Annotated in this window: 14 protein-coding genes; 2 read left to right on the top strand and 12 right to left on the bottom strand. The window is 67.2% G+C overall.

The window, feature by feature from the left end:
* Positions 1-123: 123 nt before the first annotated feature.
* The 3 genes from GH681_RS06100 to GH681_RS06090 all read right to left on the bottom strand — a co-directional run bounded on the left by GH681_RS06100 (position 124) and on the right by GH681_RS06090 (position 1,714).
* Positions 124-384: a hypothetical protein gene (locus GH681_RS06100; protein WP_153160552.1), complete on the bottom strand. Its 261-nt coding sequence runs from the start codon at positions 382-384 to the stop codon at positions 124-126.
* A gap of 82 nt (positions 385-466) precedes the next feature.
* A complete protein-coding gene (locus GH681_RS06095; RefSeq protein ID WP_153160551.1) occupies positions 467-880 on the bottom strand; it encodes a secondary thiamine-phosphate synthase enzyme YjbQ in 414 nt (137 codons plus the stop codon).
* A gap of 21 nt (positions 881-901) precedes the next feature.
* Positions 902-1,714, bottom strand: a complete 813-nt coding sequence (locus GH681_RS06090; protein ID WP_153160550.1) for a CPBP family intramembrane glutamic endopeptidase — start codon at positions 1,712-1,714, stop codon at positions 902-904.
* Between the two features lie 197 nt (positions 1,715-1,911).
* Here GH681_RS06090 and hflX point away from each other — a divergent pair, with 197 nt between their 5' ends.
* Positions 1,912-3,240 (top strand): GTPase HflX, encoded by a 1,329-nt coding sequence (gene hflX, locus GH681_RS06085; RefSeq protein WP_153160549.1) that lies wholly within the window; start codon positions 1,912-1,914, stop codon positions 3,238-3,240.
* Between the two features lie 407 nt (positions 3,241-3,647).
* Here hflX and GH681_RS06080 read toward each other — a convergent pair whose 3' ends face one another.
* From GH681_RS06080 to GH681_RS06060, 5 genes are all read right to left on the bottom strand, one after another.
* Positions 3,648-6,797: a type I restriction endonuclease subunit R gene (locus tag GH681_RS06080; protein WP_153160548.1), complete on the bottom strand. Its 3,150-nt coding sequence runs from the start codon at positions 6,795-6,797 to the stop codon at positions 3,648-3,650.
* A complete protein-coding gene (locus GH681_RS06075) occupies positions 6,794-7,849 on the bottom strand; it encodes a YhcG family protein (protein WP_153160547.1) in 1,056 nt (351 codons plus the stop codon). Before GH681_RS06075 ends, GH681_RS06080 begins: the two co-directional genes overlap by 4 nt.
* Positions 7,846-9,135: a restriction endonuclease subunit S gene (locus GH681_RS06070; RefSeq protein ID WP_153160546.1), complete on the bottom strand. Its 1,290-nt coding sequence runs from the start codon at positions 9,133-9,135 to the stop codon at positions 7,846-7,848. The genes GH681_RS06075 and GH681_RS06070 overlap by 4 nt, the downstream gene beginning before the upstream one ends.
* 154 nt (positions 9,136-9,289) lie before the next feature.
* Positions 9,290-10,837, bottom strand: a complete 1,548-nt coding sequence (locus tag GH681_RS06065; protein WP_153160545.1) for a class I SAM-dependent DNA methyltransferase — start codon at positions 10,835-10,837, stop codon at positions 9,290-9,292.
* Between the two features lie 142 nt (positions 10,838-10,979).
* Positions 10,980-11,876 carry a radical SAM protein gene (locus GH681_RS06060; protein WP_153160544.1) on the bottom strand — a complete coding sequence of 299 codons (897 nt, stop codon included), beginning with the start codon at positions 11,874-11,876 and terminating at the stop codon, positions 10,980-10,982.
* A gap of 68 nt (positions 11,877-11,944) precedes the next feature.
* Here GH681_RS06060 and GH681_RS06055 point away from each other — a divergent pair, with 68 nt between their 5' ends.
* On the top strand, positions 11,945-12,838 hold the full coding sequence (locus tag GH681_RS06055) for a cation transporter (RefSeq protein ID WP_153160543.1): 894 nt from the start codon (positions 11,945-11,947) through the stop codon (positions 12,836-12,838).
* Here the strand turns inward: GH681_RS06055 and GH681_RS06050 are convergent.
* The 4 genes from GH681_RS06050 to GH681_RS06035 all read right to left on the bottom strand — a co-directional run bounded on the left by GH681_RS06050 (position 12,783) and on the right by GH681_RS06035 (position 15,861).
* Positions 12,783-13,976 (bottom strand): MFS transporter, encoded by a 1,194-nt coding sequence (locus GH681_RS06050; protein ID WP_153160542.1) that lies wholly within the window; start codon positions 13,974-13,976, stop codon positions 12,783-12,785. The genes GH681_RS06055 and GH681_RS06050 overlap by 56 nt on opposite strands.
* Positions 13,977-14,095: 119 nt before the next feature.
* Entirely contained in the window at positions 14,096-14,944 is an 849-nt protein-coding gene (gene asd / locus GH681_RS06045) for an archaetidylserine decarboxylase (protein WP_153160541.1), read from the bottom strand.
* Between the two features lie 237 nt (positions 14,945-15,181).
* The gene (locus GH681_RS06040) at positions 15,182-15,385 is read right to left on the bottom strand and encodes a heavy-metal-associated domain-containing protein (RefSeq protein ID WP_153160540.1); all 204 of its coding nucleotides are present in this window, start codon (positions 15,383-15,385) and stop codon (positions 15,182-15,184) included.
* Positions 15,386-15,411: 26 nt separating this feature from the next.
* Entirely contained in the window at positions 15,412-15,861 is a 450-nt protein-coding gene (locus GH681_RS06035; RefSeq protein ID WP_153160539.1) for a PACE efflux transporter, read from the bottom strand.
* Positions 15,862-15,902: the final 41 nt, after the last annotated feature.

Below are 15,902 nucleotides of genomic sequence, written 5' to 3'. Positions count from 1 at the left end.
ACGGCCAGTGGCTAATCCCCCGAGCATAGCACCGGCGCCGCCGAATCCCCGTGACGGGCTTGGGGTTCGGGCGATCAGCCAACCATCGTCACAAATGGCGGCGGGCCGCGGGGGCGTCGGCACCTATTGGGCGGGCGGTGACTTGTCGTCGTCGGGCTGGTCGGCGAAGACCTCGTCGCGCAGGAAGGCGGCGAGAAGGGCGAGCGGGGCGCCGACGACCACGTAGAAGACGACGGCCAGCACCGGCGTGAGGCCGATGTTGTACAGGCAGGCCTCGTGGCTGCCGTCCTGACAGGACCAGAAGGCCATGCCGATGGACGCGAAGATGACGAGGGTGGCGGCGGCGAGCAGATATTGCGTGTCGTGCTTTGCGGAGGGGTTCATGGGGTGGGCTCCGTCCGACCGGGCATGGAGGCCGGCTCGAAAAGTATGCGCCCCGAAACGTCCGCTGGCCATCGCGGAGCAATCAGCCCATGACCGTCACAACCACCCGCCGGCTGTGGCTTTGCGCCCGATGCTCCCACAGGAAGATGCCCTGCCAGGTGCCCAGCAGCAGGCGGCCGCCGCCCACTGGCACGGTGAGGCTCACGTCGGACAGCACGCTGCGGGCGTGGGCGGCCATGTCGTCGTCGCCTTCGAGATCATGCCGGTAGGCCGGGTCGCCGTCGGGGGCGAGGCGGGCGAAGACGGTTTCGAGGTCGCGCCGCACGTCCGGGTCGGCGTTTTCGGTGATGAGCAGCGAGCAGCTGGTGTGCTGCACGAAGACGTGGGCGAGCCCGCAATCGATGCCGGCGGCGCGCACCACCGCGGCTACGTCGGCGGTGATGTCGCGGGTGGCGCGGGGGCGGGTGGTGAAGCTGAGGATCTGCTGATGGGGCATGGGCGGTGGTCGGTCTTGGGGTTAAGGGAGCATCACCACATGCCGGTCGCCCCGCACGATGTTCGCGAGCACCACGATCCCCACCAGCACCGACAGGCCCAGCATGGGAAGGGTGGTGGCGGTGAGCCAGGGCTGGGCATAGCCGCCGGCGAGGAAGGTCGAGATGTCCCACACGCCGTGGGCCACCATCGCCGGCCACAGGCGGCCCGTGTGGCGGCGGAAGACGTACAGCACGCTGCCGCTCAGGGCCGCGATGAAGACCTGGATCACCCCCACCGCGCCGGTGCCCATCAGCACGTTGGGCAGGTGGAACAGGCCGAAGCAGACGGCCGTCCATAGCGCCGCGCTGGATTCTGCCCGGCCGCCCTCCCGCAGGGCGCGCAGCACGAAGCCGCGGAACAGCGTCTCCTCCGCAAAGCCCACCAGCACCCCGGACACCACGACCGCCAGCAGCAGGTCGAGGGGCACGGCCTGCCAGTCCACGCCGGCCAGGCGCAGCGCGATGGCCGCCCACCAGAACCCCATCGCCGCCTTCATCACCCCGCTGACCGGCAGCCGCCGCGGATCGCGCCACAGGTGATCCCAGCGGGTGATGGCCAGCCAGCCCAGCAGGACCACGCTGCCCACCGCGAGGGACAGCACCCCGGTGCGCCAGGCATTGGCCGCCGTCCTGAACCAGTCCAGATACGAGATGCCGCTGCTCGACTGGATGACGAAGGTGATCAGCCCGTACAGCATCCACGCCATCAGGGCAGGGACGATGCCGGGCGCAAGGCGCGGAAGGGACATGGCGGCATGCAGGGTGTGGGGATGCGGCGGATTGTAGAACGCCATGCAGGCCCTTTGGGCCCTGTAGGTCGGACTTCAGTCCGACATCCCCCCTCCGATCCGGCCGTATTGTCGGACTGAAGTCCGACCTACAGGGCAGCACGTACCCCATCCTCTTCCCGCCCTGTCACCAAACTTCGCGGCCCCCGGCCCCATGGCGGGTACACTCCACTTTTGACCATTCGAGAGACGCCCCGCGCCGCATGCAAACCGAAGCCCGAGATACCCCCATTTACGCCGTCATCGCCGCAGTCCAGCTGCCCAACGTACCCGACTTCGAGTTCGACGCCTCGCTCACCGAGCTGCGCGAACTCGCCAAGACTCTGGGCCTGCAGGTCGTCCACAGCTTCGTCCAGAAGCGCACCACGTTCGACACGGCGGCCTACCTGGGGGCCGGCAAGCGGCAGGAAGTCCGCGACTACGTGGCCGGCGACGATGGCCGCGAGATCGAATTCGTGCTGGTGGATCACGAGCTGTCGCCCTCCCAGGCGCGCAACCTGGAGGTTGAAGTGGGCTGCGAGGTGATGGACCGCACCATGGTCATCCTCGAGATCTTCCACCGCAATGCCCGCTCCCGCGCCGCCAAGGCCCAGGTGGAGATCGCCCGCCTCGGCTACATGGCGCCGCGCCTGCGCGAGATGGCCAAGCTGGCCGGCTCCCAGGGGCGCCAGCGGGGCGGCGGTGGTGGCCGTGGGGCGGGCGAATCCCTCACCGAGCTCGACCGCCGCAAGATCCGCGACCGCATCGCCGAGCTGCAGCAGGAGATCATCGCTATGGACGCCGAGCGCAAGACCCAGCGCGCCCGCCGCCAGGGCAGCCGCGGCCTCGCCAGCGTGGCGCTGGTGGGCTACACCAACGCCGGCAAATCCACCCTGATGCGCGCCCTCACCGGCAGCGAGGTGCTGGTGGCCAACAAGCTCTTCGCCACCCTCGACACCACCGTCCGCGTCCTCTACCCCGAGAGCGTGCCCCGCGTGCTGGTGAGCGACACCGTCGGCTTCATCAAGAACCTGCCCCACGGCCTCGTCGCGTCCTTCAAATCCACCCTGGACGAAGCCCTCGAAGCCGAGCTGCTGCTCCACGTGATCGACGCCAGCGACCCCGGCTTCGAGCGCCAGCTGGAAGTGACCGACACCGTGCTCGCCGAGATCGGCGCCGACGAAGTGCCCCGCATCCGTGTGTTCAACAAGATCGACCACGTGGGCGACGCCGAAGCCCAGGCCGAACACGCCGCCGCACTGGAGGCCCGCTACCCCGGCTGCATCGTGATGAGCGCCCGCCGCCCCGACGACGTGATGCGCCTGCACGGCACCATCGTCACCTTCTTCCAGCGCGATCTGGTCGAAGCCGAGCTCTTCCTCCCCTGGTCCGCCCAGCAACTGCGCCAGGCCGTGTTTGCCCACTGCCAGGTGCTCGAAGAACGCGCCGACGAAGCCGGCGCCTTCTTCCACGTGCGCACCGAGGCCGATGTGCTGGAAAAGCTGCGCACGCAGATCGGCGAGGCCGGCGAGGGCAGCACCCCATCCCTGTAGGTCGGACTTCAGTCCGACATTCCCCCCCGCTCATCAACCCGTGTTGTCGGACTGAAGTCCGACCTACGGGTCGATCCGGGAGGGGGTAACGGAGACCCTCGATTGCCTCATTTTTAGGCGACCGAGGGTCTCCGTTACCCTCTGCTGCCTAATTCTTAGGCAATGCCGCCTGATAATTAGGCAGCGCTGCCTAAACTTTAGGCGACGTCGCCTAAAAGTTAGGCAATCGAGGGTCCCGATTACCCTCGGTCGCCTAAAAATAAGGCAGCGTCGCCTAATAATGAGGCGACGGAGGGTGGCAATCACCCTCCGTCGATGAAAAATCACCCCCCGCCCCGTGGGTCGGGCGTCAGTCCGACACCCCTCTCCGGTACGGCCGTGTCGTCAGACTGAAGTCCGACTGCCGATCACGCCGCCATCCATGCCTCGCCCAGCGCCTTCGCCTGCTGGAGCACCAACTCGACGGCGCCTTCCTGCTGGTCGGGTGGGTACTTGTACTTGCGCAGGATGCGCTTGACCATCAGGCGCAGCCTGGCGCGCACGCTCTCGCGCTCCGACCAATCCACGGTCAGGTTGTTGCGCAGGTTCTCGGTGAGTTCGTGGGCGATCTTCTTCAGCGTCTCGTCGGAGAGTTCGCGCACCGCCGATTCGTTATTGGCCAGCGCGTCGTAGAAGCGGATCTCGTCTTCGGAGAGGCCCAGTTCCTCGCCTCGGGTGGCGGCGGCGTGGAACTTCTTCGCCATCTCGATCAGCTCCTCGATCACCTGAGCGGTCTCGATGGCGCGGTTCTGGTAGCGCTTGACCACGTTGGCCAGCAGCTCGGAGAACTTCTTCTCCTGCACCACGTTGCCCGCAAAGCGGCTCTTGATCTCGCCTTCCAGCAGGCGCTCCAGCAACTCGACGGCCAGATTGCGTTCCGGCAGGTTGCGCACCTCGGCCAGGAACTCATCGTCGAGGATGCCGATGTTGGGCTTGTCGAGGCCCACCGCCTCGAACACATCCACCACATCTTCCGACACCACCGCCGAGCCGATGATCTGGCGGATCGCCAGTTCGCGCTCCTCGTCGGTCTTCTTCTTGTGGGTCAGGTCGCGCTTGGTGAGGATCACCTTCACCGCCTGGAAGAATGCGACCTCCTCGCGCACCGCCTTGGCCTCGTCCAGCGTGCAGCACAGGGTGAAGGCCTTGGACATGGCCACCGCCTGATCAGCAAAACGCTTCTTGCCGTCCTTGATGCCCAGCACATGGTTGGCCGCGCCCGCGAGACGCCGATGGCCGGCGCTCAGGAAGTCGGCGTAGTCGAAGCCGTGGAGCAGCCCGCGCAGGATGTCGAGCTTCTCCTCCAGCACGGCGTATGCCTCGGCCGCATCCACGGTCGGGCGGCCGCGGCCCTTGCTGGCGGTGTAGTCCTTCAGTGCCGACTTCAGCTCGTTGGCGATGCCGATGTAGTCCACCACCAGCCCGCCCTGCTTGTCCTTGAAGACGCGGTTCACCCGGGCGATGGCCTGCATGAGGTTGTGGCCCTTCATGGGCTTGTCCACATACAGGGTATGCACGCAGGGCGCGTCGAAGCCGGTCAGCCACATGTCGCGGACGATCACCAGCCGCAGCGGGTCGGCCGGGTCCTTGAAGCGCTTCTCCAGGCGTTTCTTGACCTGCTTGCTGTAGAGGTGCGGGCGCAGCAGCGCCTTGTCGCTGGCCGATCCGGTCATCACGATCTTGATCGCGCCCTTCTCGGGGTCATCGTCGTGCCAGTCGGGCCGGAGTTTCACGATCTCGTTGTAGAGATGCACGCAGATGTCGCGGCTCATCGCCACCACCATCGCCTTGCCTGTCTGGGCCTTGTTGCGCTCCTCGAAGTGGGCCACCAGATCCGCCGCCACGCTGGCGATGCGGGGTTCGGCGCCGACGACCTTCTCCAGCGCCGCCCACTTGCTCTTCAGGCGGGCCTGCTGGCTTTCCTCCTCGTCCTCGGCCAGCTCATCCACCTCGTCATCGATGTGGGGCAGTTCGTCGGCCTTCAGCGACAGTTTGGCCAGCCGCGACTCGAAGTAGATCGCCACCGTGGCGCCGTCCTCCTTGGCCTGCTGCATGTCGTAGATGTGGATGTAGTCGCCGAACACCGCGCGGGTGTCCCGGTCCTCGCTGGATACCGGCGTGCCGGTGAAGGCCACGAAGGTGGCGTTGGGCAGCGCGTCGCGCAGGTGCTGGGCGTAGCCGACCACATAGGCCGCCCGGGGCTCGGCGGCCAGCTGGCCCTCGGCGTCGTTGGCGCTGGCCCTGGGCTTGAAGGTCTTGAGCTTCGCCTCGAAGCCGTACTGGGTGCGGTGGGCCTCGTCGGCGATGACCACGATGTTGTGCCGGTCCGAGAGCAGCGGAAAGACGTCCTCGTCCTCGCCCGGCATGAACTTCTGGATCGTCGCAAACACGATGCCGCCGGACGGGCGCTTGGCCAGGAGCCGGCGCAGATCCTGCCGGGTGCCTGCCTGCACCGGCTGCTCCCGCAGCAGGTCCTGGGCCAGCGAGAACACGCCGAAGAGCTGGCCGTCCAGGTCGTTGCGGTCGGTGATGACCACGATGGTGGGGTTCTCCATCGCCGTGGCCTGCATCACCCGCGCGGCGAAGCAGGTCATCGTGATGCTCTTGCCGCTGCCCTGGGTGTGCCATACCACGCCGCCCTTGCCCTTGGTTGCCGCAGCGCCGCCGGGGCGCGAGGCCGCGATCACCTGCTGGATCGCCGCCCGCACCGCGTGGAACTGGTGGTAGCCAGCGATCTTTTTGACCAGCCCGCCATCGTCCTCAAAAAGCACGAAGTAGCGCAGGTAGTCGAGCAACAGCGCCGGGGCGAGCACGCCGCGGATCAGGGTCTCCAGCTCGTTGAACTCACCCAGCGGGTCGAGGGCGATGCCGTCGATGGTGCGCCACTGCATGAAGCGCTCGGCGTCGGCCGACAGGGAGCCCATGCGGGCGTCCGAGCCGTCGGAGATCACCAGCACCTCGTTGTACTGGAACAGGTCCGGCGTCTGGGCCTTGTAGGTCTGGAGCTGCTCGAAGGCCTTCCAGATGTCGGCGTTGGCGTCGGCCGGGTTCTTCAACTCGATGACCACCAGCGGCAGGCCATTCACGAAGAGCACGATGTCTGGCCGGCGGGTGTGGTGCGGGCCCTTCACGGTGAACTGGTTGATCGCCAGCCATTCGTTGTTCGATGGATCGACCCAGTCGATCAGGCGGGCAAAGTCGCCCAGCGTTTCGCCGCCACGCTGCACCTCGACCGGCACGCCGGTCACCAGCAGCTGGTGGAACCGCCGGTTGGCCGACAGCAGCGCCGGGATGCCCAGATCCCGCACCTGTTGCAGCGCGTCTTCCCGCGCTGCGGTGGTGAGCTGCGGGTTCAGGCGGGCGATGGCCGCACGCAGGCGCTCCACAAGCAGCACCTGCTGGTAGCTGCTGCGCTCCGGGCGCTCGCCGTCCGGTGCCAGCTCCGGGCCGTAAAGCGGCGTGTAACCCACCTCGGCCAGCCAGCCGAGGGCTTCGTGTTCGAGCTGGTCTTCGGTCATTTCTGCGGGTCCAGCTTGTCGATCTCTTCGGTCAGCTCGGCCTCGATCGCTTCGATACTGGGCAGGCTGCGCTCGAACGACGCGGGAAGGTCGCGCAGCAGCTGGTATTCCGCTACGCCCATCGGCTTCTCGATCCCCGACAGGGCGTACTCGGCGACCAGCCGGTTCTGCTGCTTGCACAGCAGCAGGCCGATGGTCGGCTTGTCGTCCGGCGCCTTCACCTGCGCATCCACCGCAGAGAGGTAAAAGTTGAGCTGGCCTGCATGTTCGGGCTTGAAGGCCGTCGCCTTCAGCTCGACCACCACATAGCACTTCAGGCGCGTGTGATAAAAAAGGAGGTCGATGAAAAATTCGTCGCCCGCCACCTCCAGCCGGAACTGCCGTCCGATGAAGGCGAAGCCGGACCCCAACTCCAGCAGAAAGCGGGTGATATGGCGGATCAGGCCGTTTTCGATATCCCGCTCGTGGGCATCGTCTCCCAAACCCAGAAAGTCGAAGAGGTAAGGGTCTTTCAGGGTTTCGGCCGCAAGGGCCGAATCAGGGGAGGGCAGGCGGGCCTCGAAGTTGGTTACGGCAGTGCCCTGCCGTTCCATCAGGCGATTGCGGATGTGGAGTTCCAGCGTGGGCCGCGACCAACCCAGCTGCACGGCCCGCACGGCGTACCACGCCCGCTCCCCGGGGCTGGCCAGTTTGGTCAGCAGGGTCACGATGTGGAACCACGGCAATTGGTCAGCAGGCTGCTGACCAAATTTGCCATCCGGGCAATGCTCGGCAAAGAAGCGCATGTATTTCAGGTTGCTGGCCGACCAGCCGCGCATGTCCGGGAAGGCATCCTTCAGATCCCTGGCCAGCCGCTCGATCACCTTGGTACCCCAGCCCTGCTCGGCCCGACGGGCCAGAATCTCCTGACCGATGCGCCGGTACAACTGGACCATCTCCGCATTGACGGCCAGCGCTGAACGCTGACGGGCATGACGGATGTCGGTCTTGAGCCGGATCAGCCACGCCGGGTAGTCCTCGGGGAGATTCGGGGCATGGGGGGCGGGGGTCATGCGGTGGCCTCCTCGATTTGCGATTCCGTCTCGGGCACGCGGAGCTGGCCGGAGATCAGGCGGGGGAGCAGGGTGTCGCGGAGGGTGGAGAGGGTTTGGGCGGTGGCGTGGTTCGCTGCGATCGTCGACTGAAGCCCACTAACCACCTGTCCGAACGCGTCGGCCAAGGCTGGTGGCGGGACGGCGATAGGATAGCGGCCGAGCACATCGTTCTGGATGCGCTGACGGCCACTGGTGCCGGACATGCTTTGGATGGCGAAATTACGGAAGGCCCCGTGCCGGCAAAGAAGGTAAGCGTAGTACGACGGCAAAGGCGGCTGAGGCCTCAGGATAACGAATTCGGTCGAACCCCAGCCAGTCTGACCGTCCGGTAAGCAATCGACGTAAGCGGTCTTACCATTCTCGAGGCAAGGCGTGATCCGCGCCAGGAGCGTATCGCCATTGACGAATTTGGTACCTGAGCCGAACTCTCGCTCTATCGGAGCGCCGACGATGTGTCCCTGCGTGCTGACGCTCGCCATGTCGAGGTAGGGGGCCGTTTCGCCCCTCTTCAGCTTCCGGCTCGGATTGATTTCGAATGCTTTCGACAGAGGTATCAGCCTCCACCCCCTCGGCACCAGCCCCAACTCCGACTCCTCGAACTCATCCGGAAACAGCATTGCCGTCGCCTCGTCCATCCCTTCCGGGGCGAGCCCTTGCTGCCTGGCGCGGACGGGGTCGAAGTCGACGAACCAGGACTTGAACAGCGCCTGGGCGATGGATTCGAGGGTGGCGTTGGTTTCGTGCAGGAGGGCGATGCGGTCGTCGAGGGCACCAAGCAGAGACGCAATCTCGCGCTGAACCGGAAGAGGCGGGACTCTAAGTTCAAAATGCGGTATTTCGCGACACTTAAGGCTATCGAACACAGCCCCGACATTGATGTACTTGCCAACCTGGTTCCACCAGTCAGGACCACGTACAAGCCACCTTAGGAAGGGCGGATAAACATGCCGTCCGTCCGCTCGCAGCACAACTAAATTTTGGCCAATCGCGCATTCAAGCTTGGCTGGAATGACGGCACTGTCACCGGAGCTACAGCGACGAACAACGATTACATCGTGCTCCTGTGGCTTGAGCTTCTTTGTCCATTCGAAATAGTCGGCTGGAGAGATTCGGCGAACACCGTCCAGATGGATATGCCCATCTTTAAGCTGCGGAATCGCAATATAGGGATAACCATTTTCAGCTGTACGAGGCGTACGGTGGTCGCAGTCGATGAGGGTGACTCCCGCCTCGCGGAGAGTCATCTGAGGCCAGGAGCAATCAGCCCCGTAGGTCGGGTTAGCTTCGCGTAACCCGACATCGGCTGCCACTTCGGCGGCGGTGTCCTGTCGGGTTACGCCCTGTGGGCTAACCCGACCTACGGTGGGGGTTGGGGTGCTCATGGTTTGGGGTGGGCGGTCAGAACTCATAGCCCAGCACTCCCAGCTTCTGGCGGATCAGGGCATCCAGCTCCGCCCCCTTCGCCATCTGCTCGCCGAGCTTTTCGGTGAGCGAGCGCATCTTGTCGGCAAAGGCTTCGTCGTCGTCCTCCACCGCCTCGGCGCCCACGTAGCGGCCGGGGGTGAGCACATGGCCGTGCCCGGCAATCTCGGCGAGCGCGACGCTGCGGCAGTAGCCGGGCTGGTCGGCGTAGTCGCCTGCTTCACCGCGCCAGGCGGCGACGGTGGCGGCGATGCGGTCGATGACTTCGTCGGTCAGCTCGGCCTGCACCCGGCTGATCATGCGGCCGAGCTTGCGGGCGTCGATGAACAGCACCTCGCCGGGGCGGGCGGTCTTCTTTCTGGCCAGAAACCACAGGCAGGCGGGGATCTGGGTGTTGAAGAAGAGCTGGCCGGGCAGGGCGATCATCACCTCCACCACGTCGGCCTCGACCATCGCGGCGCGGATCTGGCCTTCGTTGTTCTGGCTGGAGCTCATGCTGCCGTTGGCGAGCACGATGCCGGCGCGGCCGGTGGGGCCGAGGTGGTGCAGCATGTGCTGGAGCCAAGCGTAGTTGGCATTGCCCTGGGGTGGGTCGCCATACAGCCAGCGGGGGTCGCCCTCCAGGCTGCCGTGCCACCAGTCGCTGATGTTGAAAGGCGGGTTGGCGAGGATGAAGTCGGCGCGCAGGTCCGGGTGCTGGTTGCGGGTGAAGGTGTCGGCGGGCTCCTTGCCCAGGTTGAAGTCGATGCCGCGGATGGCGAGGTTCATCGCGGCGAGGCGCCAGGTGGTGGGGTTGGATTCCTGCCCGTAGATGGACACGTCGCCCAGCTTGCCGCCGTGGGCCTCGATGAACTTTTCGGACTGCACGAACATGCCGCCGGAGCCACAGCAGGGGTCGTACACCTTGCCGTGGTGCGGGGCGAGCACGGCCACGAGGGTTTTGACGATGCTGGCCGGGGTGTAGAACTGGCCACCCTTCTTGCCCTCGGCGCTGGCGAACTGGCCGAGGAAGTATTCGTACACCTGGCCCAGCACGTCGCGGGCGGCACCGGGGTCGTCGCCAAAGCCGATGGTGGAGACGAGATCCACCAGCTCGCCGAGCTTGCCGTCGGGCAGCTGGGCGCGGCCGTAACGCTTGTCGAGGATGCCCTTGAGCTTGGGGTTCTCCTGCTCGATGACGGTGAGGGCTTCGTCGATGCGCTTGCCGATGTCGGTCTGTTTGGCGGCGGCGCGCAGCTGCTCCCAGCGGGCGGCTTCGGGCACCCAGAAGACGTTGACCTCCTTGTAGTAGTCGCGGTCTTCGAGCTCATCCGCGAGCATCTCGTCGTCGCACTCGTGCAGGAAGTAGTCGTCGGCTTCGTCGAGGAAGCGGCGGGTCAGCTCGGCCCGGCGGGCGGCGAAGGTGTCGGAGACGTATTTGAGGAAGATGAGGCCCAGCACCAGGTGCTTGTATTCGGCTGCATCCATGTTGGCGCGCAGCTTGTCGGCTGCCGCCCAGAGGATCTTCTTGATGTCGTCGAGCATGGGGATGCGAGGGTGAGGCGTCGGTCAGGGCTGCTGCGTGGACGCATGTTGCATGCGTCTGACGCGCAAGCCCGGGAAAGGCGGGTAGGTTACACCGGGCGCTGCGGCGGCGCCCATCGGGCAAGGGGCGCCGGGGCGTGCGCTACAGCCCCCGCGCCCAGGCCGGCCGCAGGTGGGCGCCACCCGGTTCGGCAATCGCCTGCCGCACCTGGGCGAGCAGGCGTTCCTTGTCGGCTCCCAGCGTGCCTTTCAGCACCAGCCAGTTGCTGGCGTGGTCGGAGCGGAACACGGTGCGGCGCAGGTCGAGCTGACTGAGGAAGCGTTCCATCTCGTGGAAAAGGGCGGGTTGATCCAGCGGCTCCCACTCCGCAAAGCCCTCACGGAAGCGTGCCTCGCCCTTGGGGAAGCTCACCACCAGCGTGGACAGGTACTCCGGCTGGGTGGCGTTGGCGAGGCGGGCGGAGTTGTCGGCGTGCTGGGCGGAATACACCTGCCCGCCCAGGCCGTTGAGGATCATCACCGAGCGGGTGATGCCGGCCTCGCCGAGCTTGTCGAGTGCGCTGCGGGTGGAGTCGAAGGTCTCGCCCTTGTTCACCTTTTCGAGCACCGTGTCGTCGCCGGATTCGGCGCCCAGATAGACCATCGCCAGCCCGGCCGCGCGGAGCTGGGCGAGCTCTTCCACGCTCTTCTTCTTGAGGTTGCGCGCCAGGCAGTAGCTGGAGACGCGATGCACCGCGGGCATGTGCTGGCGGATGGCGTCGAGGATGGCCAGCAGGCGGCGGGTGGGAAGCACCAGCGCGTCGCCGTCGGCCAGGAAGACGCGGCGGATCTGGTCGCCATACATCTGGCCGGTGCGGCGGATGCTCTCCAGCACCTCGTCCTCGGCGCGGGCGCGGAAGGCTTTTTGCGGGGCGGTGTACATCTCGCAGAAGGTGCAGTGGTTCCAGGAGCAGCCGTCGGTGACGGGCAGGATCAGGGATTGGGCCTCGGAGGGCGGGCGGAAGACGGGTTCGACGTAGCGGATGGGGATGCTGGACATGGGGCGGGCCTTTGCTGCGGTGCAGTCGATGAGGCTACCATCGGACGACTGGATTGCGGAGGTGCGGGATGAAGGACGGAGCGTCGTGTTCGGCGGGTTGCGGCTGCGGGCCGCAGGGTGGGGTGTCGGCTCAGGTGCCGGCCGGTGAGCCGGCTGCAGGCGCGGCGCGTTTCCGGTCGACCTTCCGGGTGCCGGGCATGGATTGCCCGTCGGAGGAGGTGCAGATCCGCGCCGCGCTGGGCGGGCTGGCCCAGGGACTGCGCTTCGACCTGCCGGGGCGCACGCTGGTGGTGGATCACGCGGTGCCGGTGGGCGTGGTGCTGGGGCGGCTGCAGAAGCTGGGGATGGGCGCCGAGCTCGTCGACAGCGGCCCGGCCACCGCGCCGATGCCTGCGGCCCCGGCGTCCGACCCAGCCGCCGAGCGGCGCAGCCTGTGGTGGCTGCTGGCGATCAACGGGGTGATGTTCGTGGTCGAGGTGGTGGCGGGCTGGTGGGCGGATTCGTCGGGTCTGCTGGCCGACGGGCTGGACATGTTTGCCGATGCCGCGGTGTATGGCACGGCGCTCTACGCGGTGGGGCGCGGCGCCGGCATGCAGCGGCAGGCGGCGCGGCTGGCGGGCTGGCTGCAGGTGGTGCTGGCGCTGGGGCTGTTCGCCCAGGTGACGGAGCACATCCTGCACGGCGCGGCGCCCCTGGCCGGGGCGATGATGGGGGTGTCGGTGCTGGCGCTGGCGGCCAACGTGGCCTGCCTGCTGAGGGTGGCGCGCCACCGGGACGGCGGCGCCCACATGAAGGCGAGCTACATCTTCTCGGCCAACGACGTGCTGGCCAATATCGGGGTGATCGTCGCCGGCCTGCTGGTGGCATGGACCGGCGCCCAGTGGCCCGACTGGCTGATCGGCAGCCTCATCGGGGCGATGGTGCTGGCGGGGGCGGTGCGGATTCTGCGCCTCCCTGCCTGACCAGCGGCCACAGGGCGACGAGCCCCAGCAGCGGGCCGGGCAGGAGGATCCACGCCACCTGCTCGTGAAGCGCGGGCCACAGGCGGGTGGTGAGGGCGATGGAGCCCATGGTGATCGCAAAGCCGATGGCGTTCTGGAAGGCCAGCGCGCTGCCGACGATCTCCGGCGGGCAGGCGCGGGCCGAGAGCGCGGAGAAGTGCGGCGAATCGGCCACCACGCTGGCACCCCACACCAGCATCACCGCGCCCAGCAGCCACTCCGGGCTGCCCTTGAGGAAGGGGTAGATCGCGCAGCACAGGGCCGAGACCGCCATCGCGATGGCCGCGACCCGGGCGCTGCCGATCCGCCGGCTGAGGAAACCGCCTGCCACGCAGCCGACGGCGCCGATGCCGATCACCGCGAAGGAGGGGCCGGACGGGCTGCCGGCGGTCACCTGCCCCACCAGCAGCGGCACGAGGGTCCAGAAGGCATAGAGCTCCCACTGGTGGCCGAAGTAGCCGCCGGCCGAGGCCCGCAGGCGGGGCTCGAAGAAGGCGAGGATCACCCGGCCCAGGCGCAGGGTGGGGGCGCCGGGCTTGCGCACCAGATGCGGCCCGTCGCCCAGGAGCGTGATGAGGCCGGCGGCCAGCACCGCAAGGCCCGACGACACCAGCACCGTGGCCTGCCAGCCCCAGCCGGTATCGAGAAAGCGCACCCCGTGGGGCAGCGCGGTGCCGAGGGTGAGCATGCCCACCAGCCAGGCCAGCGCCGCGCCGGCCTGCTGGGGCACCCAGCTCACCACCAGCTTCATCCCCAGCGGGTACACCCCGGCCAGCGCCAGCCCCACGAAAAAGCGCAGCGGCAGCGCGGCGCCGAGGCCGTCGGCCAGCAGCGCGAAGGCGGCATTCGCCAGCGCACCGAGCACCGCGCAGATGGCAAAGATGCGGCTCGCCGCAAAGCGGTCGGCGAGGCCGGAGAGGGAGAAGCCCAAGGTGCCGGCGATGAAGCCCAGCTGCACCGCGTTGGTGAGCTGGCCCAGATCGGACGGCTGGAGCTGCCAGGCGCGCATGAGATCGGCGCCGGCGCTGTTGGCCGAGAACCACAGGGACGTGCCGAACAGCTGGGCGACGACGATGAGGGGCAGCGCAGGCAGGCGCATCGGCAGGGCTCCGGTGGTTCGCGCTTCTGTAGGTCGGACTTTAGTCCGACATCATCGCGCTGGTCTGGCTGTGTTGTCGGACTGAAGTCCGACCTACAGGACCTGCAGGATGCTCGGGGTCAGGCGCGGCTGCCCATCGCCTCGCCCATGCGGATCGCGCGGGTGGGCGACCAGTCGGGGTTGAAGCTGAGGCGCCCCTTGGGAAAGAGCATGACGACGGTGGAGCCGAGCAGGAAGCGGCCCATCTCGTCGCCCTTTTTAAGCGTGACCTGGCCCGGGGCGTAGTCCCATTCCTTGATGGTGCCGGGGCGCGGCGGGTTGATCTGGCCGTGCCACACGGTGGCCATGCTGCCGACGATGGTGGCGCCCACCAGCACCAGCACGAAGGGGCCGGTCTCGTCGTTCTCGAACACGCACACCACCCGCTCGTTGCGGGCGAACAGGCCGGGCACGCCGCGGGCGGTGGTCGGGTTGACCGAGAACAGCTCGCCGGGGATGTAGATCATCCGGGTGAGGCGGCCGTCGCAGGGCATGTGGATGCGGTGGTAATCCCGCGGGCTGAGGTAGAGCGTGGCGAACTCGCCGTCGTGGAACCACAGGGCGAGATCCCGATCGCCGCCCACCAGCGCGGTGGTGGAATACGTGTGGCCCTTGGCCTGAAAGATCTGGTCGCGCTCGATGCGCCCGAACTGGCTGATGGCGCCATCCACCGGGCACAGGTAGTCGGCGCTGGCAAAGGGCCGCGCGCCGGCCTTGAGCGGGCGGGTGAAGAATTCGTTGAAGCTCGGGTAGCTGGCGATGTCCGGGTTGGCGGCTTCCGCCATGTTCACCCCGTAGCGCCCGACGAACCAGCGGATGACCGAGGTGGTGAGCCCGCCGGCCTTTGCGCTGGCCAGCTTGCCGGCCAGGATGGTGAGCGCCTGCTTGGGGATGAGGTATTGGGGGAGAACTTTCAGGCGGTCGGACACGGCGCGATCCCGGCGGTGGTGAAGGCGCGGATTATAGCCGCCGAGCCCGGCCGAGGCGCGCGGGCTGAGTTCGTGTAGGTCCTGTAGGTCGGACTTCAGTCCGACAACGTCGTTGGATCGAAGCCCCGATGTCGGACTGAAGTCCGACCTACAGGACCGGGGGCGCACTGCTCGGGATTCGTGCGGGTGAGCCGGGGGCGCTGTCGGACTGAAGTCCTACCTGCAGGTTCGGGGGCGTCAGCGGGTGGGGAAGCCGGCGTCCTCGATCGCTGCGCGGATGTCGCCTTCGGATACCAGGGTGCCGTGCTCGATCTCGGCGTGGCCGGTTTCGAGGGACACCTCCACGTAGCCGATGTGGGGCAGATCCTGGATGGCGTTCATCACGGTGCGCAGGCATTCGTCCGACTGCATGCCGGAAATGGTGAGGGTGGTGGTGGGCATGGCGGGCTCCGGGGGTGGATGTGCGCTCAGTGGGCGCGGGGTTCGATGGGAAAGAGGCGGTCGTAGGCCACGTTGAAGACGAAGGCGTAGGCGGTGTAGGCGGCGGCGAGGCCCAGGTCGGCCACCAGCGCCTCGATCCAGCCCATGGTGGTCCACCAGACGATCACCGGCAGGGTCATGAGCAGCAGCCCGCCTTCGAAGCCGGCCGCGTGGAGGATGCGCAGCGGCCACGGGCGGCGGTCGGCGGTGCGGCCGGTGAGGCGGCCTTCGATCCAGTCGTAGCTGCTGTTGTAGACGCCGTTCCACACGGCCGCCATCAGGGCCAGCACGGCCAGCAGGGTGAGGGATTCCTTCGGCGGAACGCCGGACAGCCACACGAAGGGCGGCGTGATGAGCAGCAGCCCGCCCACTTCAAACAGGGCGATCTGGCGGAGGCGGTCGGGCAGGCTGCGCAGGGCGGGCGCGGTGGCGGACATGGGGCGGGGCTGGTTACAAACTGAGAGGGTTGCGGAGTTTA

It is taken from the genome of Zoogloea sp. 1C4 (assembly GCF_009469605.1).
GTDB classification, from domain to species: domain Bacteria; phylum Pseudomonadota; class Gammaproteobacteria; order Burkholderiales; family Rhodocyclaceae; genus Zoogloea; species Zoogloea oryzae.
This window is presented reverse-complemented; position numbering and strand designations above follow the sequence as displayed.